The sequence below is a fragment of the Dokdonia sp. Dokd-P16 genome, from assembly GCF_003095655.1.
Lineage (GTDB): Bacteria > Bacteroidota > Bacteroidia > Flavobacteriales > Flavobacteriaceae > Dokdonia.
Genome location: NZ_CP029151.1, coordinates 448,177 through 467,904 on the forward strand (window position 1 = coordinate 448,177; position 19,728 = coordinate 467,904).

Below are 19,728 nucleotides of genomic sequence, written 5' to 3' on the forward strand. Positions count from 1 at the left end.
TTGAAGGGAGATTTAGAGGGATGTTGTGTAAAACAGATAATTTCAATTTCCCATCTCACTGACCATTACCCTTATTCAATCCCACCATAGTCAAAAACAATAGCAACTACTGTATGTAATGCACATAATTGCTAACTTTGAGATCAAAGAAAATTACTTATGAAAATCGTTGTTTCTCCAGCAAAGTCACTCAATTTTGAATCAAAACTCCCTACCACAAGAGCTACGCAACCGCAGTTTCTTGAAGAGGCAGAAAAACTTAATAGTAAACTCTCAAATACTACAAAGAAAGAGATTCAAGACTTAATGCATATTAGCGAGAAACTGGCAGATTTAAACTACCAGCGTTATCAAGATTTTACAACACCTTTTACAAAAAGTAATGCACGACCAGCGATTTATACTTTTGATGGCGATGTGTATACAGGTCTTGATGCATACACTATCCCAACAGAAAAATTAGACAAACTTCAAGACACGCTAAGAATCTTAAGCGGGATGTACGGTATATTACGTCCGCTAGATTTAATGCAGGCTTATCGCCTTGAAATGGGAACCAAACTAGAATATTACAGCACTAAGAACTTATATGAATTTTGGGGAGACACACTAACTAATCGTCTTAATGAGGAATTAGAAGATGATGAGCTTTTTGTTAATCTTGCGAGCCAAGAATACTTTAAAGCAGTACAGCCTAAAAAATTGAAAGTTCCAGTAATCACACCTATTTTTAAAGACTTTAAAAATGGCAAACTAAAGATTATTGCTTTTTACGCAAAAAAAGCACGAGGCTCTATGGTGCGTTATATTATTGATAAAGATGTAAACAACATAGAAGATCTTAAAGGATTTGATTATGATGGCTACGCATATAGCGCAGAGGAGTCTAATGAAGATAAGAACGAATTTGTATTTACGAGGTAATTGTCTAAAATGACTAAAACCCATCACTGAGATATCTCTATGATGGGTTTTTTATAATTTGTAGAATATCTCAAGATATTAAAACAACTAATTATTCTTCTGCATTTTCGCAGCGTCCTTAGCTTTCTTTCTGCCTTTTTTTCTTCTTTTTGCGCCAAAAGTTCCACGGCTTATTTTTCCTCTTCTTGATTTTTTATCTCCTCTTCCCATATCTATTTTTTAGTTATTCTCAAGGTAGCATTTTTTAAAAAGAACCTATTTTAAAATTCTGTTAATCATCTGCCTACACTATCTTTATAAATAAAAGTATCCCTATGACGTATTACATTCTTATTGCCCTCCAGCTGGCATGTGCATACCACGTTTACAAGAATAAAAATAGTTTTTACTGGTACTTTGCGATTCTCCTACTGCCTGCAATAGGCTGTCTAGTTTATGTAATCGCTCAGATTTTTAACAAAAAGGATATTGATGTCGTTCAAAAGGAATTTACAGCGGTTATCAATCCTACCAAAAAGATCAACCAACTAGAAAAGAAGGTTGAATTTTCTGATACATATTCTAATCGCGTTGAGCTAGGCGATGCGTTACTTGCGATAGGAAATTTCAAAGAGGCAGCCGTTCAATACGACACGGTCTTACATGGAAATCACACTAATGATTACTATGCGAATACACAATTGCTCATTGCGCTTTTTGAACAAGAGAAGTATGATGAAGTAATTGCCATAGGTCAAAAAATGAGTGATGTATCTGACTTTGAAAAATCCCAAGCGCAATTTAAATATGGGCTCGCATTATCAAAAACTGGTAAGGACGAAGAAGCAGAAGCTATCCTTAAAAAAATAGATCAACGCTATTCTAATTATCCTGAGCGTGTGGAATTATCTAAATTTTACATAGAAAGTAAGAAGCAATCTAAAGCGCTAGAAGTACTACACGAAATGCAAGAAGAGTTTTTAAACCTCACTACACCCAACAGAAAACTACATAAAAACACGTTTATAGAGGTAGAAAGACTTGTTGCCGCTACACAATCATAATGTCTGTTTTTAAACATACACATCCTTACCCGCCATTTAATATTGAGAACGCCACAAAACTCATTGTAGGCACACTACCTCCTCCTAGATTTACAGAAGGCACGCTCAAACCTGGAGATGTAAACTTTTGCTACGGCAGTATTGATGGACAATTATGGCCAATTTTAAATAAGATTTTTAATCTCAACCTTACTTTTGAAACTACAGAGCAAGCCATTCAAGAGCGTAAAGATTTTCTCACATCTCGTAATATCGGTGTTTGTGATATTGTTGCTTCCTCAGAACGCATTAAAATAGACGCCTCAGATATCGGAATGACTAACGTGACGCTCAGAGATATTTTCGGTTACTTGAGCAAATCTCCAAAAGTGGAAACACTATTATTCACCGGCGGAAATAGCAAAAATGGTCCAGAGTATTTCTTTAGGAAAGCTTGCAAAGCTCAAGGTGTAAAGTTAAAAGTGGTAAGCAGCGAAGTACCGCGAGTACATCAATTTCAATGGCAAGGACGCACTATTAAAACGGTGTCTCTCACGGCACCTTCTGGAGCGGCAAACAGAGCGGTGGGTAGTCTTGCGCTTTACAAACAACTCAAAAAGGAAAATCCGCAATTCAATACCATCGACTTCAGAATCTTGCAATACACTCCTTTCTTTTAATTTTTTCACGCTTTCGCGAAAGCGTAACCCAAACACTATACAGCTTAAAATAACTTACTTTTTATTTTTGAGCCAATTTGTATCTTCACACTTCAAGTACAACCAAATGAAAAAACTGTTATTACTTCCATTGCTTGCGATCATCATAAGTTGTGGTGACACAAAAGATAATCCGGAAAATAAAGACTTCACTACGCGTTTTGAAAAAAGCGGAGGTACAGAAACACCAACTTACCAAGAAGTCATCTCTTTTTATAAAGATCTTGATACTGCATATCGTTCTATTAAAACCTATGAAGTAGGCACGACAGATGCTGGCGAACCGCTCACGCTGATTACCTTTAATCCTAATCGAAGCTTTGATAGTGAGTTTTCTGATGATATGGATGTTCGTCGTATTCTCATTAATAATGGGATTCACCCTGGAGAGTCAGATGGAATCGATGCTACCATGATGCTCATGCGTGACCTTGCACAAGGAAAGATAGAAGCTCCAGAAAATACATGGGTAAGTGCGATTGCAATTTATAATGTGGGTGGCGCGCTTAACCGTAATAGTGGAACAAGAACCAATCAAAACGGACCAAAAGAATACGGTTTCCGCGGAAATGCGCAGAACTATGATCTTAACCGTGACTTTATAAAGCGTGACACAAAAAACGCTGCTGCATTTGCAGAGATTTATCACATGATTGAGCCAGATGTTTTTATAGATAATCACGTAAGTAATGGCGCAGATTACCAATACACGCTCACACACCTTTTTACACAACACAACAAACTAGGTGGAGCATTAGGTGACTACGTGCATGATGAGTTCCAACCTATGCTAGAACAAGATCTCAAAACAAAAGACTGGGAGATTACTCCTTATGTGAACGTCTTTAATAGCACTCCAGAAAAAGGTTTTAGCCAGTTTATGGATTACCCACGCTACTCGACGGGTTTTACTTCGCTATGGAATACTATAGGACTTATGGTAGAAACCCACATGCTTAAACCCTACAAACCTAGAGTAGAAGGAACGTACGAATTAATGAAGAGCATCTTAAAAATTACTGCCGAAAATGGCACAAAAATTAAAGAAATGCGTGAAGGTGCTTTTAACGCTTTCGCGAAAGCGGAAACCTATCCTGTACAATTTGAGTTAGATACTACAAAAACCACTACCCTAGACTTCTTAGGATATGAAGGAAAGATGCAGCCTAGTGAAGTAACCGGGAAGGAACGTCTTAAATATGACGTAAGTAAACCATTTACTAAGAAAGTCACTTACTACGATTATTTTAAGCCTACAAAAGAAGTATCTATACCGAAAGCTTACGTAATTCCAAGAGGTTACAGAGATATTGCACTTATCTTAAAGGCAAATGACATTAAGTTTGATCAGCTCAAAAAGGACACGACATTTGTAGCTCAAGTATATCACATAGACACTTATGAAACTCGAAATAGCCCTTATGAAGGTCACTATTTACACTATAACACCAATTTGAGAACTTCGGAAGAAGAAGTTACCATACCAAGAGGTGGCTACATAGTACCTACAGACCAAAAAGGAATACGCTACATTCTAGAAACACTAGAGCCAGAAGCGACAGATAGTTTCTTTAACTGGAACTTTTTTGATACCATATTGCAACAAAAGGAAGGGTTCTCGCCTTACGTATGGGAAGATAAAGCACAACAATTTCTTGAGACTCACCCTAAAATTAGAATAGAGTTTAATCTCAAGAAATCATTAAATCCTGATTTTGCAAATAACTGGTACGCTCAGCTAGACTGGATTCATAAGAAATCTTCTAGCTATGAGAAAGCACACCTACGCTACCCTATCGTTAGGATGCTTAATTAAATATTCTTTAGGAAAGATAAGCTTGATATTTTCATAAGATTTATCAAGCGCTTTCTGTGATTTTTCAAAGTTGAGCCACTTAGCTTTTTTAATACCTTCCTTTGCTTGCGGCACTAGCTCGTCTGTGCAGCTTGTGTGCATTTCAAACCAGAAGGTCTCCTTAAGCCTGAACTCGCCATTGCGTTTAAAAACGTGGTAAGTAATTTCAAGAGGCTTTGTAATAGTGAGACCAGTAACACCTGTCTCCTCCTCTACTTCTCTAATAGCACAGTCCTCTATATCTTCTTTTTTCTCGATTTTACCTTTAGGTAAGTCCCAACGACCATTGCGATAGATAAAAAGAATTTCCTTTTTATCGTTGTATACGAGTCCGCCGCCTGCTATTACAAGTTTGAGTTTCTTGCGCAGGTGCTTTAGTAACTTCTCTTCCTTAGGGTGGTAGAGGTTAATATATAGCTGTTCTCCATTATATAATTTCTTGATCAATTTCTTGATCTTAACCTTCTTTATGGAGATGGTTTTATAGTTCTTCCCTATTACCTTTTCTGTAGATAGAATAATGGGAATATCATTCACAAAAACTTTATACATTTGCAGTATGATTTTAGACAAAGAAACGGCAAAAAAAACTGCCGAATTGCTTTTGCAAATTAATGCAATAAAATTACAACCGCAAGAACCTTTTACATGGGCTTCTGGTTGGCAATCCCCAATTTATTGTGATAACCGCATCACACTATCGTATCCTCCTATTAGAAACTACATTCATCAAGAAATGGCAAAGCAGGTAGAAAACATCTACGGCAAGCCAGATGCTATTGTGGGTGTTGCTACAGGAGCTATAGGTATTGGTATGCTTGTTGCAGATTATCTCAACGTACCTTTTGCTTATGTACGTCCAGAGCCTAAGAAGCATGGACGTAAAAACCAGATAGAAGGTCACCTAGAACCTAACAATACTGTTGTGGTGATAGAAGATCTTATAAGCACAGGTAAGAGTAGCCTTATGGCAGTAGAAGCTCTTAAAAATTCTAACATGACGGTAAAAGGGATGCTTGCCATCTTTACCTACGGTTTTGATACCGCTACTCAGAATTTTGAAGAAGCTGGAGTTACACTCAACACACTTAGTGATTACTCTCATTTACTACTACAAGCTAGGGACACAAATTTTATTACCGAAGCACAACAAGAAACGCTAGAAAACTGGCGTAAAAGCCCATCAACCTGGGAAAAATAATATTAAATAAACCTAAATGAATTTAGAAAGCCCTGTAAAGACGCTCAACAAGTCACAAGAAGAAGTTTATAATTTCTTAATGAACATTGAGAACTTCGAAAAATTAATGCCAGAAAATACTAAGTTTGAAAAGATAAGCGACACACGTTTCCTTTTTGGACTTAAAGGAATGCCAGAAATAGTACTAGACCTTAAGGAAGGAATTCCTCATAGTAAAGTAGTACTAGGAGCAGCAAGTGACAAAATACCTTTCCAACTCACTGCAGATATTAAAGAACTAGCAGTAGATAAAACTGAGGTACAACTTCATTTTGAAGGAGAATTTAACGCCATGATGGCGATGATGGTTAAAGGACCTATCACAAAATTTATAGGTACACTTTCTGATAATATGGATGTTATTGCATAAAGCAGTTTAAATTCAATATTTCGCAAAAATCAAAGAAGTCCTACAATCTTGAGCAATCTCGATGGTAGGACTTTTTTATATGCTTATTTTTACATAATAAATTCAATAATATGGCAGACATAGAGAAGCTAGAAGCATTTGTAACCCAAGTGCGTAGAGATATCGTACGACAAGTACACAAAGTAAGTTCTGGACACCCAGGCGGATCATTAGGATGTGCCGAATTTATTTCGGTTCTCTATCAAGAGCTTATGGAACGTAAAGAAGGATTTGATATGGACGGTATAGGAGAAGATCTTTTCTTCCTTTCTAACGGTCATATCTCTCCAGTTTTCTATAGTGTATTAGCTCGTTCTGGATATTTTCCAGTGGAAGAACTTAACACTTTTAGATTACTTAACTCTAGACTACAAGGACACCCTACTACGCATGAAGGGCTACCTGGAGTGCGTATCGCATCTGGATCACTAGGTCAAGGATTAAGTGTTGCAGTAGGTGCAGCTCAAGCAAAAAAACTCAATAAAGACAACCACACTATCTATACCTTAATGGGAGATGGCGAATTGCAAGAAGGTCAAAACTGGGAAGCAATAATGTATGCTTCGGCAAAAAAGGTTGATAATATTATAGCTACCGTAGATCTTAATGGACAGCAGATAGATGGTAGCACAGACCACGTATTAAACATGGGAAGCGTGCGTGCAAAATTTGAAGCTTTCGGGTGGATTGTTCTTGATATTGAGCAAGGAAATGACGTAGAAGCTATTGTAAAAGGAATGAATCAAGCCAAGGATCTTTCTGGAAACGGAAAACCAGTTTGTGTATTATTACACACAATCATGGGTAATGGTGTAGACTTTATGATGGGCACCCACGCGTGGCATGGTAAAGCTCCTAATGATGAGCAACTCGCGAGTGCTCTAGAACAGAATCCAGCAACTTTAGGCGATTACTAAACCTTTTTCTTATTACGCTTTCGCGAAAGCGTACCAAAAATCACTACAATGAAAACATACGAAAATACAGGCAGTAAGGATACAAGATCAGGTTTTGGAGCAGGAATGACAGAATTAGGAAGAACAAATCCTAATGTGGTTTCTCTTTGTGCAGATCTTATAGGTTCTCTAAAAATACAGACGTTTATAGATGAAAATCCAGAACGTTTTTTCCAAATAGGAATTGCCGAAGCAAATATGATGGGAATCGCTGCAGGACTAACAATAGGTGGTAAAATTCCTTTCACAGGAACTTTTGCAAACTTCTCTACGGGTCGTGTTTATGACCAGATTAGACAGTCTATCGCATATTCTGATAAAAATGTAAAAATATGTGCATCTCACGCAGGTCTTACCTTAGGTGAAGATGGTGCTACGCACCAAATTCTTGAGGACATCGGACTCATGAAGATGTTACCAGGGATGACAGTGATCAATACTTGTGATTATAACCAGACCAAAGCGGCTACTATAGCTCTTGCAGATCACGTAGGGCCAGTTTATTTACGTTTTGGACGTCCAGTAGTGGCGAACTTTACTCCAGAAGATCAAAAATTTGAAATAGGGAAAGCAGTGCAATTACAAGAAGGAAATGATGTAACGATTGTTGCAACAGGACACCTTGTTTGGGAAGCGCTTGAAGCTTGTAAAGTACTTAATGAAAAAGGCATCACAGCAGATGTAATTAATATACACACCATAAAACCATTAGATGCAGACGCAATTATCAAGTCTGTAAAAAAGACAGGATGCGTGGTAACTGCAGAGGAGCATAACTTTTTAGGAGGTCTAGGAGAAAGTGTAGCAAGAGAGCTATCTCTTACCCACCCTGCACCACAAGAGTACGTTGCGACAGCAGATACCTTTGGAGAAAGTGGGACGCCAGCACAACTTATGGAAAAGTACGGGCTTAATGCAGATGCTATTATAAAGGCTGTAGAAAAAGTGGTTGCTAGAAAATAATCAAACAACACAACCGTTTACATAAAAGACATAGGCAGTATGATTGTAACATACTGCCTTTTTATTTGTCTCTTTATTAATCAATAAAACTTCAATTATGAAAAAAATCATTGTAGCAGTATTACTCTTATCAGGTATGACTGCATTTAGCCAAAGCGCTGGCTTCGGAATCAAGGGCGGACTCAATTATGGATCTGTAGGTGATCTAGAATTTACCTCAGAATTTGCTGAGAGTACTTTTGACAAGGAAAATAAGTCTGGCTTTCATGCTGGTATTTATTATAAGGCAGTGTTTGCTGGTATCTTTGTGCAACCAGAATTACTTTACACTAAAATCAATACAGAATATCAGAGTAATATCTCAGGATCTAATAGTATAGATTATGAATTGTCAAAAATTGACATTCCAGTACTTGTTGGTTTTAATGTTATAGGGCCTTTAAATGTGAAGGCTGGACCTTCTTTTCAATATATTATTGACGATGAATTTGATGGGATAGACATTGATTTTGAAGATCCGGAAAATTCATTTACTGTAGGCTACCAGCTAGGCGCAGGTCTTTCATTTGGTAAGCTCGGGATTGATGTGAGATATGAGGGAGCATTTACAGACAATACCATTGTAACAGAATCACAAGCTGAAGATAATAGTGTAGGCTTTAAAGTAGATGCAAGACCATCACAATGGATTTTAAGTTTATCGTACTCTCTTGATGGAGCGAATTAAATTCAAAAAAGTAAATATTTTAAAATCGGGTATTCTTTATGAGAGTACCCGATTTTCTTTTTGACATACCGCTACTTTCGATTAAAAAGCACTAGTCGCCGTTAGTAAATACACTCAATCTGACGCCCTCATTCAATAGTTCACTAATAGTTATATCTAGATTATTATCATCTCTAGATACCACCTTAAATCACTTCATTTAGTTTTTAGTGTATGGCTATTTCAGGATGGGACATAGGTTAAATAAAAAAGGCACATTGTTTGAACAATGTGCCTTTTAAGTATGTGCATTACGCTTTCGCGAAAGCGTAATTAAATTCTAACTATCTGCATCTAGATAATCAGGTATACCGTCTCCATCTGTATCTGTATAAGTGATAACTCCTGTTGATGTATTGATTTGGATTTCATCTAGAGTATCCCTACCATCTCCATCATCATCGTTATCAAGGTGATTGCTAATGCCATCCCCATCTGTATCAATAAATGAAACTAAATTTCCATCCTCGTCAAGTATGATTTCTAGTCTAGTGCGTACACCGTCATTATCATCATCTGGATCTTGGAATGCTGCTGCACTGTCATTATCTGGATTATCTGCATCATCAAATAGAAAACCATTTCCATCAAGATCTTCATCAATAGATATAATTCCATCACCGTCATGATCTGTAATGATTACATCAAACACAGAGAATGTAAATACGAGAGGACTATAAATTTCAACATTACCAGGAGGTAGATTAAAATAAGCGAGTCCACTAGGAATAAATACAGCTCCTACACCAAAATCTTGATAAGATGTTGTTCCATCACCATTTGCAACAGGTCCTGCTCCGGCACCTTTAAAACCTGCAATACCATTCTGAAAACCATCTATAGTTGCTGTAAGATCAAACCATACAGGATTAGGGGACGAATCAAAAGTTGTACTATTTAAGTTTCTGCCAGTATAAGTTACTAATGTTGAATCTGTGTAAGTAGCTGCCGGCTTCTCGCTAGATCCTTGTCTTGCTGTAAGTATGTAAACTGTTTGATCTGTATCAACACGATTATATGTGATACTAGTTAACTCAGGTCGGTCAATGATTGGTGTTTTATCGCTATTTACCGTAGCAATAGTGTCAAAACGAATTATATAGTCAAAATCTGCTGTAGGATTTTCAAACTCCTCATAATTATAAAAGTGTGTCTCTAAATACTCGCGTATTTCTGCGTCATCTTCTATTGCCTGCTCTCCTCTATCTCTAGGAGGAACAATCGTAATGTCTGCATCATCGTCAGAAGGACAACCAACACATAGTAGTAAAACTAACGCTAAACCTAGGTAATTTCTTAATTTCATCAATTTTAATTTAAGGACTGCAAGATACAATTTTGATGTATTTTTGCACATTACTTTACCTTTATTAACGCGGTTTTATCCCTTTTTATATGAGAGTAGACAAATATTTATGGTGCGTGCGCTACTTTAAGACGAGATCTATAGCTACAGCAGCTTGCAAGAAAGGCCAAGTCAAAATTAACAACACCTCCATTAAACCTTCTCGAGACATATATCCCACTGATACTATCTCTGTGCGCAAAAACCAAGTTACCTACGTCCTGGAAGTCCTTGACCTCCCTGAAAGTAGACTGGGTGCAAAACTAGTAGGCATGTATGTGCGCGACAAAACTCCTAAGGAAAATCTAGAGAAACTAGAATTGCTCAAATACTCAAAAGATTATTATCGCAAGAAAGGAGTGGGTCGTCCTACTAAAAAAGACAGAAGAAGCATTGATGAGATTTACAACAATGACGATTTTTTTAAAAGCGATGAAGAAGAATAGTAGGTTAATTGAATATCTTTAACCCATAAGCTAGCACAGATATGAAAGTTAAACTGGAGAAAATATTAGATCATCAAGCAATAGCTCATAAAACAAAGCGCATTGCCTTTCAAATCTACGAAAGCAATGCAAATGAAGAAGAAGTGATTCTAGCAGGTATTGCAGATAACGGTTACAAATTTGCCGAACGTCTCGCTATGGTGCTCGCAGAAATATCTCCTCTCAGGACAATCCTTTGCAAAGTGACTATGGATAAGAAAAATCCGCTAGGTACTGTACAGACGAGTCTTCCAGCAAGTGAATATCAAAACAAATCTGTAATTCTTATAGACGATGTTCTCAATTCTGGAACTACACTCGTATATGGCGTAAAACATTTTCTAGATGTGCCTTTAAAGAGATTTAAGACAGCTGTACTAGTAAATAGAAATCACAAAAAGTACCCAGTAAAGGCAGACTTTAAAGGAATCTCTTTAAGTACATCACTTAATGAATCTGTAAAAGTTACCTTTAGAAAAGGCAACGACACTGCTGTATTAGAGTAGTTTCTTTAAAATTTCGGCAGTTAATGTTTCTGGTGATTGGGTTTCTACTTTAATCACAACATCCGCTTGGTTGTAATAAAACCCTCTCTCAAATAAATGCTTTCTTATATAGTCTTCTAGATCTTCTAGTGATTGCATGCTAGCAATCAATGGTCGCTTCTCTTTTGCCTCCCATAATCTATTTGCAAGTACTTTAAAGTTCCAATTAAGGTACATTGTCTTTGTATTTGCTTCTTTAATGAGCTGCAAATTGTTTCCATAACAAGGTGTTCCACCTCCTAAAGCGACTACTATATCGTCATCATTCTCGTCAATTAACGCTTTTAGATGTCTTGTTTCGGCTTTTCTAAAATAAATTTCACCTTTATTTTTAAATATTTCTGAGATACTATTGCCCTCTGCCTCTTCTACATAGGTGTCAAAATCTAAAAATTTGTAAGAAAGTGCTTCAGCGAGTAGTGGTCCAATGGTTGATTTTCCTGACCCCATGTACCCCATTAAAAAATATTTCATATGCGAACTTATTGAAAAACAAAGGTATATATTAAACTAAAAAAAAGAATGAAAATTTTATTTAAAAGGTTTGGAAATAAGAATTAATTAGATGTATATTTGCACCCGCAATGAGGCAATGACCTGGTAGCTCAGTTGGTAGAGCATCTCCCTTTTAAGGAGAGGGTCCCGGGTTCGAGCCCCGGCCAGGTCACTTGATAAGTGCAAACCTCCATCAAAAGATGGAGGTTTTTTTATGCAAAAAAATTCAAAAAATAATTTGAGATTATGCTTTGAGTTTCGAAAGAAGACTTTATATTTGCACCCTCGTTAAAATGACGACCTGGTAGCTCAGTTGGTAGAGCATCTCCCTTTTAAGGAGAGGGTCCCGGGTTCGAGCCCCGGCCAGGTCACTTTATGAATATAAACCTTCATCACTAGATGAAGGTTTTTTTATGCTTTAAATTCAACAACCCTTAAAAATAGTTTTAGATTCACTCTAGAGTCTCACAAGAACATTTTATATTTGCACCCGCATTGATAAAATGCCGCTTATCTACCCGGGTGCTGAAATTGGTAGACAGGCACGGTTGAGGGCCGTGTGCACTAGTTGCGTGTGGGTTCAAGTCCCATTCCGGGTACAAAGAGAGTTGATCATATGATTAACTCTCTTTTTTATTACATTTCTTCCATAGATACCATACAATCCATTAAGCTCTAAGGCTTCAGTAGGTTCATCAAACTAATTCCTTCCTTAAATTATCACGCTTTCGCGAAAGCGTAACTACATTTTCATAAACTTTGTTTAAATTTTAATACTCATAGGTTAAACAAAATAATTTAATTCCATACTTTTACATATAAATAAGGAGTTTTATGAAAAATGCTGTAAAGACAAAATTTAGTATAAAGGACCTTGAAGGCCTAAGTGGCATTAAGGCGCATACTATACGTATATGGGAAAAAAGATATGGACTCCTTGAACCACAACGTACGGACACCAATATTAGAACATATGCACTAAGCGATTTACAAAAATTACTTAATGTAGTTTTTCTTACGGAGCATAAATACAAAATCTCAAAAATTGCCCGTCACTCTACGAAAGAAATAGCAGTACTTGTTGCAAGCTTAATTTCTGAATCTAATGAGTCTAGTGAGAATCATGCTATTAATTCTTTTAAAATAGCAATGATGAATTTTGATCAAAACTTATTTCATAAAACCTACAATGCGCTCAATGAGACAAAACCCTTTGTAGATATATTTTACGAGGTTTTTATACCACTACTTCATGAGATTGGACTATTATGGCAAACAGATACGATCAACCCATCGCATGAGCATTTTATATTCAATCTCATTAAGCATAAAATTCTTATTAATATTGAAAAAACACAAATCAGTGTCCCACCGTTAAAAGAGAAGACATTTGCGCTTTTTCTGCCTGAGAACGAAATACACGAATTAGGACTGTTATTTCTTAATTACGAATTAGTTTCTCATGGATATAAAGTTATTTACTTAGGGCAAAGTATCATGCTTTCAAATTTGAAGTATCTTTCAGTTAACCATCCTAATCTATCTTTTGCATCTTATTTCACTGTTAATCCTTTAGAAAGTGAGATTCCTCAATATTTTGAAGATTTTAATGCTGTTTTTGAAAATCAGAAATTAGATTTATACGTATTAGGCGCAATGACAAGTAAAATAGATGAAAGTAAAATACCTTCAAACATTCATATTATGCTTAGCATAAGAGAGTTTGTAAATGTTATAAAACAGTCTACCCCATCATATGCATAAAAAAATTATAATCATAGGTTCTGGATTTTCCTCTCTATCTGCAGCAAGTTATCTTGCCAAATCGGGAAATGAGGTTCACCTTTATGAAAAAAACAGTACGCTAGGAGGACGAGCAAGACAGCTCAAACGTGATGGATTTACCTTTGACATGGGCCCTAGCTGGTACTGGATGCCTGATATTTTTGAAAAATTCTTCGGAGATTTTGGAAAGAAGGTATCAGACTATTACAGCTTAGAAAAACTGGACCCTGCATATCATGTTTGGTTTGCAGATGAGATTGTGACCATAGGTGACACCCTTGATAAAATTGCTATAGAATTTGAACGTATAGAACCGGGCAGCTCACCAGCATTAAAGAAATTTATCAAAGAAGCAGGGGTTAATTATGACATTGCTATTAATGATGTAGTAAATAAACCTGGCCTTTCTCCATTTGAACTAGTAACACCGGAAACTGCCGTACGAGTTGCACAATTTTTCAAAACGATAAGTGACGATGTGCGCAAAGCATTTAAAAATGAGAAACTTGTTTCTATTTTAGAATTTCCAGTGCTATTTCTTGGTGCAAAACCAGACAAGACGCCAGCTTTTTATCGCTTTATGAACTATGCAGATTTTGGCTTAGGAACTTGGCACCCTAAAGGTGGTATGCATTCTGTTATTCAAGGAATGATATCACTAGCCGAAAGTCTAGGTGTAACTATGCATACTAATGCTGGAGTGTCAAAGATTATTGTAGAAAACGGAGTAACTAAAGGGATTGTTGTCAATGGAGAAACGGTTAATGCAGACATCGTAGTAAGTGGCGCAGACTATCACCATACAGAGACTCTACTAGAACCTTCGGATCGTCAGTATTCAGAAAAATACTGGGATAGCCGAGTTTTTGCACCATCCTCCCTCCTATTTTATGTAGGATTTGACAAGAAATTTGAAAAAGTGGCTCATCATAATTTATTTTTTGATACGGATTTTAATGAACACGCAAGAACGATTTATGACGATCTTGCCTGGCCTAAGGAACCATTATTCTACGCAAATTTTCCATCCATAAGTGATGAGACTATGGCTCCAGCTGGTAAAGAAAATGGATTTTTCTTGATACCAATAGCACCAGGAGTAGAAGATACACAGTCACTTAGAGATAAATATTTTGACATTATAATGGAAAGGCTAGAGCGACTTTCTGGTCAAGATTTTAGAAGTCACATATTATTTAATGAATCTTTTTGCGTTAAAGATTTTATAAGCGAATACAATAGCTTTAAAGGTAATGCATACGGAATGGCAAACACCTTAAAACAAACTGCATTTCTTAGACCTAATTTACGAAGTAAGAAAGTGAAAAATTTGTATTTTACTGGTCAGTTAACGGTTCCTGGTCCTGGCGTACCACCAGCTCTTATATCTGGAAAGTTAACATCTCAACTTATAGCAAAAATTAAAAGTTAATATGAAATCATTATTTGACACCGTTTCCAGAAGTTGTGCAAAGGTTGTTACCCAATCTTATAGCACTTCGTTTGCCAGCGCTACAAAGATGCTTGCGCCGTCAATAAGACAGGACATTTACAATATTTATGGTTTCGTACGCTTTGCAGATGAGATTGTAGACTCTTTTCATGATTATGATAAAGCGCTTCTTTTTGAGCGTTTTGATCAAGATCTTAAAAATGCTTTAGAAGACAAGATAAGCTTAAACCCGATTCTCAATGCTTTTCAAGAGACGGTACACAAGTTTGACATAGAACAAGAGCACATAGATGCTTTTATGAAAAGTATGCGTCTTGACCTTACAAAGTCAGACTACTTGACTGATGCAGAGTACAGAGAGTACATCTATGGAAGCGCAGATGTAGTAGGCCTCATGTGCCTTACCGTTTTTGTGCAAGGGGATAAAGAGCAATATGAATCTCTTAAGGAAAGCGCCATGAGTCTAGGCTCTGCCTTTCAAAAGGTAAACTTCTTACGTGATCTCAAAGCAGATTTTGAAGGACTAAGTAGAACCTATTTTCCAGATACAAACCTGCACGAACTTGACGAAGCTTCAAAGCAAAGCATCATTGCAGATATAGAAGAAGACTTTGCAAAAGGTCTTGCAGGAATCAACAGACTACCTATAGAAGCTAAGTTTGGAGTGTACACAGCTTTTAGATATTACAAAAAGCTGCTTACTAAACTTAAGAAAGTACCTTCTGCCGAAATTAAAAATACACGCGTACGAGTACCAGACTATGTAAAAGCAAGTCTACTGGCTCGTAGCTATGTGAAATATCGTTTAAACCTCATTTAAAATTTACCTTATACTAATGCAAACATTTCTTTGGATACTCGTTTTTGTAATGACATTCGTCGTAATGGAATTTCTAGCTTGGGCAACACATAAATATGTGATGCACGGCTTTTTATGGTCACTTCATCAAGATCATCACCACAAAAAACACAACTCTTGGTGGGAAAAAAATGACCTCTTCTTTATTTTTTATGCACTAGTTTCAATAGGCTGTTTCTTATTATGGCGGTATGAAGGCGTGTGGATAGGTCTTCCTATAGGTCTGGGCATTTTTGCTTACGGTCTTGCATACTTTGGAGTACATGATATATTTATACACCAGCGTTTCAAGTTATTTCGTAACGCAAATGGATGGTATGGAAAAGCACTAAGGCGTGCCCACAAGATGCACCACAAACACCTAGGAAAAGGAGATGGAGAATCTTTTGGGATGCTCTTTCCTCCTGTTAAATACTTCAAGCAAGCGAGAGCAAGCAAGAGATAAAATATAAAAGACCACTGTAAAAGGTGGTTTTTTTATGCTTTCGCGAAAGCAAAACAACACTCCTCTCAATTCCTTTTTCTAAGTTTGCAGTATGCAAATAACCTCATTAGTTACCGGTGGCGCTGGCTTTATAGGAAGCCACGTTGCTCGTCATTTACTAGATTTAAAACATCAAGTCGTAATACTTGATGATCTCTCTGGTGGTTTTGAAGATAACATTCCAGAAGGCGCAACATTTATCAATGGCTCTATCACAGATGTCTCACTTATTGACGCTATATTTAATCAATATAATTTTGACTACGTGTATCACCTAGCTGCATATGCTGCTGAAGGATTAAGCCATTTCATACGTAAGTTCAACTACGAGAATAACCTCATTGGGAGCATCAACCTCATTAATGCTGCGGTTAATCACAACATAAAGAAGTTCATCTTTACAAGCTCTATTGCTGTATATGGAACTCAAGAATTACCGCTCAAGGAATCTCAAAAACCACAACCAGAAGATCCTTATGGTATTGCAAAATATGCGGTAGAGATGGATCTGGATAATGCACATAAAATGTTTGGGCTAGACTATATTATCTTTCGCCCGCACAATGTGTATGGGCCTGGACAAAATATCGGAGATAAGTATCGCAATGTGGTGGGTATATTTATGAATCAGATATTAAAGGACGAACCGCTTACCATCTTTGGCGACGGAAATCAAACCCGTGCTTTTACCTACATAGATGATGTCGCACCTTATATTGCGGCTAGTTACGCTTTCGCGAAAGCGGATAACCAAATCTTTAACATAGGCGCAGATACCGAAAACACGGTAAACAAACTAGCTAAAGAAGTAGGACTTGCTATGAAAAAAGAGGTGACCATCAACCACCTAGAGCAACGCGAGGAAGTGATACACGCCTATGCAGACCACTCAAAATTTACAGAAATCTTTACTCCAAAACCAGCCACAACACTTGCACAAGGACTACGAGAAACCGCAAAATGGGTGACTGAACACGGCGCGAGAGAAAGTAGTACTTTTGACCCTATAGAAATCACAAAAAACCTACCAAAATCGTGGCAGTAAATCAACCCCTCGTATCTATCATAATGGCCGTAAAAGACACGGCTCCATACCTACACGATTGCATAAACTCCATTATCAACCAGACGTATCAAAACTGGGAACTTATTGCTGTAAATGATCACAGTACAGATGAAACTCCAGAGATTCTTGCAGCATTTGCAAAGCAAGATGCACGCGTTCGTGTTTTTGACAGTGACGGCTATAAACTCATCCCTACATTGCAATGTGGATACAGAGAAGTACGCGGAACCCTGCTCAACAGGATGGACTCGGATGATAAAATGCCGGATTATAAAATTCAGCTATTAGTAGATGAATGGCATAAGTATGGAAAAGGGCACGTGATTGCTGGAGGTACAGAGCACTTTGTAGATGAGGGCGAGGTAGGTGACGGTTTTTTACGCTATGAGCGCTGGCTTAATGAGGTGGCGAGAACAAGCACACACTACCAGCAAATTTATAAAGAGTGTGTTATCCCGTCACATTGCTGGATGATTCATAAAGATGATTTTGATGCCGTAGGTGCTTTTGATCCTGTTATCTATCCAGAAGATTATGATTTGTGTTTCCGTATGTATAAACACGGACTCAAGGTTGTAGGCGTAGATGCGATACTTCACCACTGGCGTGATCGCTCTAACCGTATCTCACGTACTTGGGATGAGTATAAAGACAATCGCTATTTTGATATGAAAATGCGTTTCTTCTATGAGATAGATCGTGACAACACACGACCACTAGTACTCTGGGGCGCAGGCCGCAACGGTAAAGATATGGCTAAGATTTTACAATCGTATAATGACACCTTTCACTGGGTTTCAAATAATGAGAAACAGATAGGTAAAGACATTTATGATGTACGTATGCAATCTTTTACAGATGTTCCATCTATAGAAAATGCGCAGATTATGATTGTAGTTTCTTCTCCAGATGGAAAAAAGGAAATACAAGCACTACTCGATTCTTGGGGCAAAGAAGCGGTGAAAGATTACTGGTTTTTTGCCTAGATAATTAATTTGAAATAATAACAAGTTCTTCTTGTGGAGCGATAAGATACTCCGCTCCATTTTCTGTTACTACGGCCATCTCCTCAACAGACATTGTTTTTACACCGCCGTCTGCTAGTTTCCAAGAGTGAAAACCGTCAAAGGCAAACGTCATCCCTTCCTTGATTACTTTTTCTGAGGCTGGTCTCACGTGCGATGCTTGAGAACCTCCTAGATTAGGTCCTACATCGTGAGCGACATAGCCTACTGGGTGGCCCGTACTCCACATCACATAATCAGACCCTGCTTTTTCCATAAGAACGCGCTGGGCTCTATCTACATCTACTCCTTTTACGCCAGGTTTCATCGCAGCCAGTGCTGCCCTATTTCCAGCTCTCGAACTTTCCCAGTAGTGCATAATCTCATCTGGAGCTTCGCTCTCACCTTCTTTTAAAACATATGCAAATCGCTGTATATCTGTCACCCACCTGTCATATACTTTGATGCCAAAATCTATTTGTATCACATCACCAGGCATAATTACTTTATCTGTAGCGTGCGAGTGCCCGCGGTCTGGCCCAGAATTTACATTAGGATTTTGAGCAGGTGCCCATCCATCTGTCACGCCATACTCGGTCATTCTTTGTTTTAAATATTTTGCAATATCTGCATCTGTAGAGGTGCCAGGTACTACTTGCTCGTAGGCTTCAATCTGCCACTGGGCAGTGAGCTTTGCAGCTTTCTTTAAAATGGCAACTTCTTCTGGTAGCTTTATAGATAACCACTCATACACCACCTCTTCAGAGGATACTAGTTTTAAAGTTTCGTTACCTAAGGCACTAGCGATTTCTTCATACTGTGTATGCGTAAGTCCGTCTGCCATCACATTTTTTGAAGATGTGTTTACCGCAATACTTTTAAAATCTTTTGTTTTGATAAAATCTGAGGCTTGCTCGATGGCTGATGTTCCTCGTTCAACACTCACGACTTCCTCGTGTATATCTAGATCATCTAGCGCAGTTGCTTCTCCAGAAGGTGAGAACACTTTAGAGTGAAAACCAGTTGCGTCGTTATAAAATAAAAATACGGCGGTACCACCAGCATTTTCTCCTCCTATATGATCTGCAATGGGGTCATTATTATTTTCTCTACAAATGGTCATCCAGCAATCTACCTCTGCAGTTTTGAGCGCTTGCGGTAATAGCTGGCTAATACGCTTCTTTCTAATGTCTGGCCAAGGATTTTCTCCCCAGTAAGTTTCCGGGTTTATGGCAACTTCTGGTTCTTGTTGTTGAGCACAACTACAAACTAAAAAAATGGTAAGAAAAAAGAGTACAGGTTTAAGCATCGTATCTAGATTATTTTCAGAGTAATATAGAAATTTTGTTCCTA

General features: G+C 37.5%; 22 protein-coding genes and 3 tRNA genes. 20 read left to right on the plus strand and 5 right to left on the minus strand.

Features of this window, described 5'->3' with window-relative positions:
* The first annotated feature begins 159 nt into the window (after positions 1-159).
* On the plus strand, positions 160-924 hold the full coding sequence (yaaA, locus tag DCS32_RS01995) for a peroxide stress protein YaaA (RefSeq protein ID WP_108876773.1): 765 nt from the start codon (positions 160-162) through the stop codon (positions 922-924).
* Between the two features lie 87 nt (positions 925-1,011).
* Here yaaA and DCS32_RS02000 read toward each other — a convergent pair whose 3' ends face one another.
* On the minus strand, positions 1,012-1,134 hold the full coding sequence (locus DCS32_RS02000; RefSeq protein ID WP_108876774.1) for a 30S ribosomal protein THX: 123 nt from the start codon (positions 1,132-1,134) through the stop codon (positions 1,012-1,014).
* Positions 1,135-1,238: 104 nt separating this feature from the next.
* Here DCS32_RS02000 and DCS32_RS02005 point away from each other — a divergent pair, with 104 nt between their 5' ends.
* The 3 genes from DCS32_RS02005 to DCS32_RS02015 all read left to right on the plus strand — a co-directional run bounded on the left by DCS32_RS02005 (position 1,239) and on the right by DCS32_RS02015 (position 4,481).
* Positions 1,239-1,967, plus strand: coding sequence for a hypothetical protein (locus DCS32_RS02005; RefSeq protein WP_108876775.1), 729 nt, complete (start codon positions 1,239-1,241; stop codon positions 1,965-1,967).
* The gene (locus tag DCS32_RS02010) at positions 1,967-2,626 is read left to right on the plus strand and encodes a uracil-DNA glycosylase family protein (protein WP_108876776.1); all 660 of its coding nucleotides are present in this window, start codon (positions 1,967-1,969) and stop codon (positions 2,624-2,626) included. Before DCS32_RS02005 ends, DCS32_RS02010 begins: the two co-directional genes overlap by 1 nt.
* 106 nt (positions 2,627-2,732) lie before the next feature.
* Positions 2,733-4,481, plus strand: coding sequence for a M14 family metallopeptidase (locus tag DCS32_RS02015; protein WP_204161794.1), 1,749 nt, complete (start codon positions 2,733-2,735; stop codon positions 4,479-4,481).
* Here the strand turns inward: DCS32_RS02015 and DCS32_RS02020 are convergent.
* On the minus strand, positions 4,449-5,072 hold the full coding sequence (locus DCS32_RS02020) for an NUDIX hydrolase (protein ID WP_108876778.1): 624 nt from the start codon (positions 5,070-5,072) through the stop codon (positions 4,449-4,451). The genes DCS32_RS02015 and DCS32_RS02020 overlap by 33 nt on opposite strands.
* Before the next feature lie 7 nt (positions 5,073-5,079).
* Between DCS32_RS02020 and pyrE the strand changes: the two genes are divergently transcribed.
* From pyrE to DCS32_RS02045, 5 genes are all read left to right on the plus strand, one after another.
* Entirely contained in the window at positions 5,080-5,721 is a 642-nt protein-coding gene (gene pyrE / locus DCS32_RS02025; RefSeq protein ID WP_108876779.1) for an orotate phosphoribosyltransferase, read from the plus strand.
* A 16-nt stretch (positions 5,722-5,737) separates the two neighbouring features.
* Entirely contained in the window at positions 5,738-6,130 is a 393-nt protein-coding gene (locus tag DCS32_RS02030; RefSeq protein ID WP_108876780.1) for an orotate phosphoribosyltransferase, read from the plus strand.
* A gap of 110 nt (positions 6,131-6,240) precedes the next feature.
* The gene (locus DCS32_RS02035) at positions 6,241-7,086 is read left to right on the plus strand and encodes a transketolase (protein WP_108876781.1); all 846 of its coding nucleotides are present in this window, start codon (positions 6,241-6,243) and stop codon (positions 7,084-7,086) included.
* A gap of 48 nt (positions 7,087-7,134) precedes the next feature.
* Complete coding sequence (locus DCS32_RS02040; RefSeq protein WP_108876782.1) at positions 7,135-8,088, plus strand: transketolase family protein; 954 nt, start codon at positions 7,135-7,137, stop codon at positions 8,086-8,088.
* A gap of 97 nt (positions 8,089-8,185) precedes the next feature.
* Positions 8,186-8,815: an outer membrane beta-barrel protein gene (locus DCS32_RS02045; RefSeq protein ID WP_108876783.1), complete on the plus strand. Its 630-nt coding sequence runs from the start codon at positions 8,186-8,188 to the stop codon at positions 8,813-8,815.
* A 319-nt stretch (positions 8,816-9,134) separates the two neighbouring features.
* Here the strand turns inward: DCS32_RS02045 and DCS32_RS02050 are convergent, their stop codons facing one another.
* Positions 9,135-10,160 carry an FKBP-type peptidyl-prolyl cis-trans isomerase gene (locus tag DCS32_RS02050; RefSeq protein ID WP_108876784.1) on the minus strand — a complete coding sequence of 342 codons (1,026 nt, stop codon included), beginning with the start codon at positions 10,158-10,160 and terminating at the stop codon, positions 9,135-9,137.
* An 89-nt stretch (positions 10,161-10,249) separates the two neighbouring features.
* Here DCS32_RS02050 and DCS32_RS02055 point away from each other — a divergent pair, with 89 nt between their 5' ends.
* Both DCS32_RS02055 and DCS32_RS02060 read left to right on the plus strand, forming a co-directional pair.
* Entirely contained in the window at positions 10,250-10,645 is a 396-nt protein-coding gene (locus DCS32_RS02055) for an RNA-binding S4 domain-containing protein (RefSeq protein WP_108876785.1), read from the plus strand.
* Positions 10,646-10,686: 41 nt separating this feature from the next.
* Positions 10,687-11,190, plus strand: a complete 504-nt coding sequence (locus DCS32_RS02060) for a phosphoribosyltransferase family protein (RefSeq protein WP_108876786.1) — start codon at positions 10,687-10,689, stop codon at positions 11,188-11,190.
* On the opposite strand, the gene DCS32_RS02065 is transcribed toward DCS32_RS02060, so the two are convergent.
* Complete coding sequence (locus DCS32_RS02065) at positions 11,182-11,703, minus strand: shikimate kinase (protein ID WP_108876787.1); 522 nt, start codon at positions 11,701-11,703, stop codon at positions 11,182-11,184. The genes DCS32_RS02060 and DCS32_RS02065 overlap by 9 nt on opposite strands.
* A gap of 120 nt (positions 11,704-11,823) precedes the next feature.
* Here DCS32_RS02065 and DCS32_RS02070 point away from each other — a divergent pair.
* The 9 genes from DCS32_RS02070 to DCS32_RS02110 all read left to right on the plus strand — a co-directional run bounded on the left by DCS32_RS02070 (position 11,824) and on the right by DCS32_RS02110 (position 18,357).
* Positions 11,824-11,896 (plus strand) — tRNA-Lys (locus DCS32_RS02070).
* A 126-nt stretch (positions 11,897-12,022) separates the two neighbouring features.
* Positions 12,023-12,095 (plus strand) — tRNA-Lys (locus DCS32_RS02075).
* 145 nt (positions 12,096-12,240) lie between these two features.
* Positions 12,241-12,323 (plus strand) — tRNA-Leu (locus DCS32_RS02080).
* 235 nt (positions 12,324-12,558) lie between these two features.
* On the plus strand, positions 12,559-13,488 hold the full coding sequence (locus DCS32_RS02085; protein ID WP_108876788.1) for a MerR family transcriptional regulator: 930 nt from the start codon (positions 12,559-12,561) through the stop codon (positions 13,486-13,488).
* Positions 13,481-14,941 carry a phytoene desaturase family protein gene (locus DCS32_RS02090; protein ID WP_108876789.1) on the plus strand — a complete coding sequence of 487 codons (1,461 nt, stop codon included), beginning with the start codon at positions 13,481-13,483 and terminating at the stop codon, positions 14,939-14,941. Before DCS32_RS02085 ends, DCS32_RS02090 begins: the two co-directional genes overlap by 8 nt.
* 1 nt (position 14,942) lies before the next feature.
* A complete protein-coding gene (locus DCS32_RS02095; RefSeq protein WP_108876790.1) occupies positions 14,943-15,782 on the plus strand; it encodes a phytoene/squalene synthase family protein in 840 nt (279 codons plus the stop codon).
* A 16-nt stretch (positions 15,783-15,798) separates the two neighbouring features.
* A complete protein-coding gene (locus DCS32_RS02100) occupies positions 15,799-16,266 on the plus strand; it encodes a sterol desaturase family protein (RefSeq protein WP_108876791.1) in 468 nt (155 codons plus the stop codon).
* Between the two features lie 91 nt (positions 16,267-16,357).
* Positions 16,358-17,350, plus strand: coding sequence for an NAD-dependent epimerase/dehydratase family protein (locus tag DCS32_RS02105; protein WP_108876792.1), 993 nt, complete (start codon positions 16,358-16,360; stop codon positions 17,348-17,350).
* Entirely contained in the window at positions 17,341-18,357 is a 1,017-nt protein-coding gene (locus DCS32_RS02110; protein WP_108876793.1) for a glycosyltransferase family 2 protein, read from the plus strand. Before DCS32_RS02105 ends, DCS32_RS02110 begins: the two co-directional genes overlap by 10 nt.
* A 4-nt stretch (positions 18,358-18,361) precedes the next feature.
* Here the strand turns inward: DCS32_RS02110 and DCS32_RS02115 are convergent, their stop codons facing one another.
* Positions 18,362-19,684 carry a M24 family metallopeptidase gene (locus DCS32_RS02115; protein ID WP_108876794.1) on the minus strand — a complete coding sequence of 441 codons (1,323 nt, stop codon included), beginning with the start codon at positions 19,682-19,684 and terminating at the stop codon, positions 18,362-18,364.
* Positions 19,685-19,728: the final 44 nt, after the last annotated feature.

What these genes read in the sequence shown, in the direction of transcription:
- DCS32_RS02100 (WP_108876791.1), top strand. Translation starts at nt 15,799, where the DNA reads ATGCAAACATTTCTTTGGATACTCGTTTTTGTAATGACATTCGTCGTA.
- DCS32_RS02115 (WP_108876794.1), bottom strand. Translation starts at nt 19,684, where the DNA reads ATGCTTAAACCTGTACTCTTTTTTCTTACCATTTTTTTAGTTTGTAGT.
- DCS32_RS02020 (WP_108876778.1), bottom strand. Translation starts at nt 5,072, where the DNA reads ATGTATAAAGTTTTTGTGAATGATATTCCCATTATTCTATCTACAGAA.
- DCS32_RS02055 (WP_108876785.1), top strand. Translation starts at nt 10,250, where the DNA reads ATGAGAGTAGACAAATATTTATGGTGCGTGCGCTACTTTAAGACGAGA.
- DCS32_RS02030 (WP_108876780.1), top strand. Translation starts at nt 5,738, where the DNA reads ATGAATTTAGAAAGCCCTGTAAAGACGCTCAACAAGTCACAAGAAGAA.
- DCS32_RS02015 (WP_204161794.1), top strand. Translation starts at nt 2,733, where the DNA reads ATGAAAAAACTGTTATTACTTCCATTGCTTGCGATCATCATAAGTTGT.
- DCS32_RS02045 (WP_108876783.1), top strand. Translation starts at nt 8,186, where the DNA reads ATGAAAAAAATCATTGTAGCAGTATTACTCTTATCAGGTATGACTGCA.
- DCS32_RS02000 (WP_108876774.1), bottom strand. Translation starts at nt 1,134, where the DNA reads ATGGGAAGAGGAGATAAAAAATCAAGAAGAGGAAAAATAAGCCGTGGA.
- DCS32_RS02005 (WP_108876775.1), top strand. Translation starts at nt 1,239, where the DNA reads ATGACGTATTACATTCTTATTGCCCTCCAGCTGGCATGTGCATACCAC.
- DCS32_RS02010 (WP_108876776.1), top strand. Translation starts at nt 1,967, where the DNA reads ATGTCTGTTTTTAAACATACACATCCTTACCCGCCATTTAATATTGAG.
- DCS32_RS02090 (WP_108876789.1), top strand. Translation starts at nt 13,481, where the DNA reads ATGCATAAAAAAATTATAATCATAGGTTCTGGATTTTCCTCTCTATCT.
- DCS32_RS02105 (WP_108876792.1), top strand. Translation starts at nt 16,358, where the DNA reads ATGCAAATAACCTCATTAGTTACCGGTGGCGCTGGCTTTATAGGAAGC.
- pyrE (WP_108876779.1), top strand. Translation starts at nt 5,080, where the DNA reads ATGATTTTAGACAAAGAAACGGCAAAAAAAACTGCCGAATTGCTTTTG.
- yaaA (WP_108876773.1), top strand. Translation starts at nt 160, where the DNA reads ATGAAAATCGTTGTTTCTCCAGCAAAGTCACTCAATTTTGAATCAAAA.
- DCS32_RS02095 (WP_108876790.1), top strand. Translation starts at nt 14,943, where the DNA reads ATGAAATCATTATTTGACACCGTTTCCAGAAGTTGTGCAAAGGTTGTT.
- DCS32_RS02085 (WP_108876788.1), top strand. Translation starts at nt 12,559, where the DNA reads ATGAAAAATGCTGTAAAGACAAAATTTAGTATAAAGGACCTTGAAGGC.
- DCS32_RS02040 (WP_108876782.1), top strand. Translation starts at nt 7,135, where the DNA reads ATGAAAACATACGAAAATACAGGCAGTAAGGATACAAGATCAGGTTTT.
- DCS32_RS02065 (WP_108876787.1), bottom strand. Translation starts at nt 11,703, where the DNA reads ATGAAATATTTTTTAATGGGGTACATGGGGTCAGGAAAATCAACCATT.
- DCS32_RS02035 (WP_108876781.1), top strand. Translation starts at nt 6,241, where the DNA reads ATGGCAGACATAGAGAAGCTAGAAGCATTTGTAACCCAAGTGCGTAGA.
- DCS32_RS02060 (WP_108876786.1), top strand. Translation starts at nt 10,687, where the DNA reads ATGAAAGTTAAACTGGAGAAAATATTAGATCATCAAGCAATAGCTCAT.
- DCS32_RS02050 (WP_108876784.1), bottom strand. Translation starts at nt 10,160, where the DNA reads ATGAAATTAAGAAATTACCTAGGTTTAGCGTTAGTTTTACTACTATGT.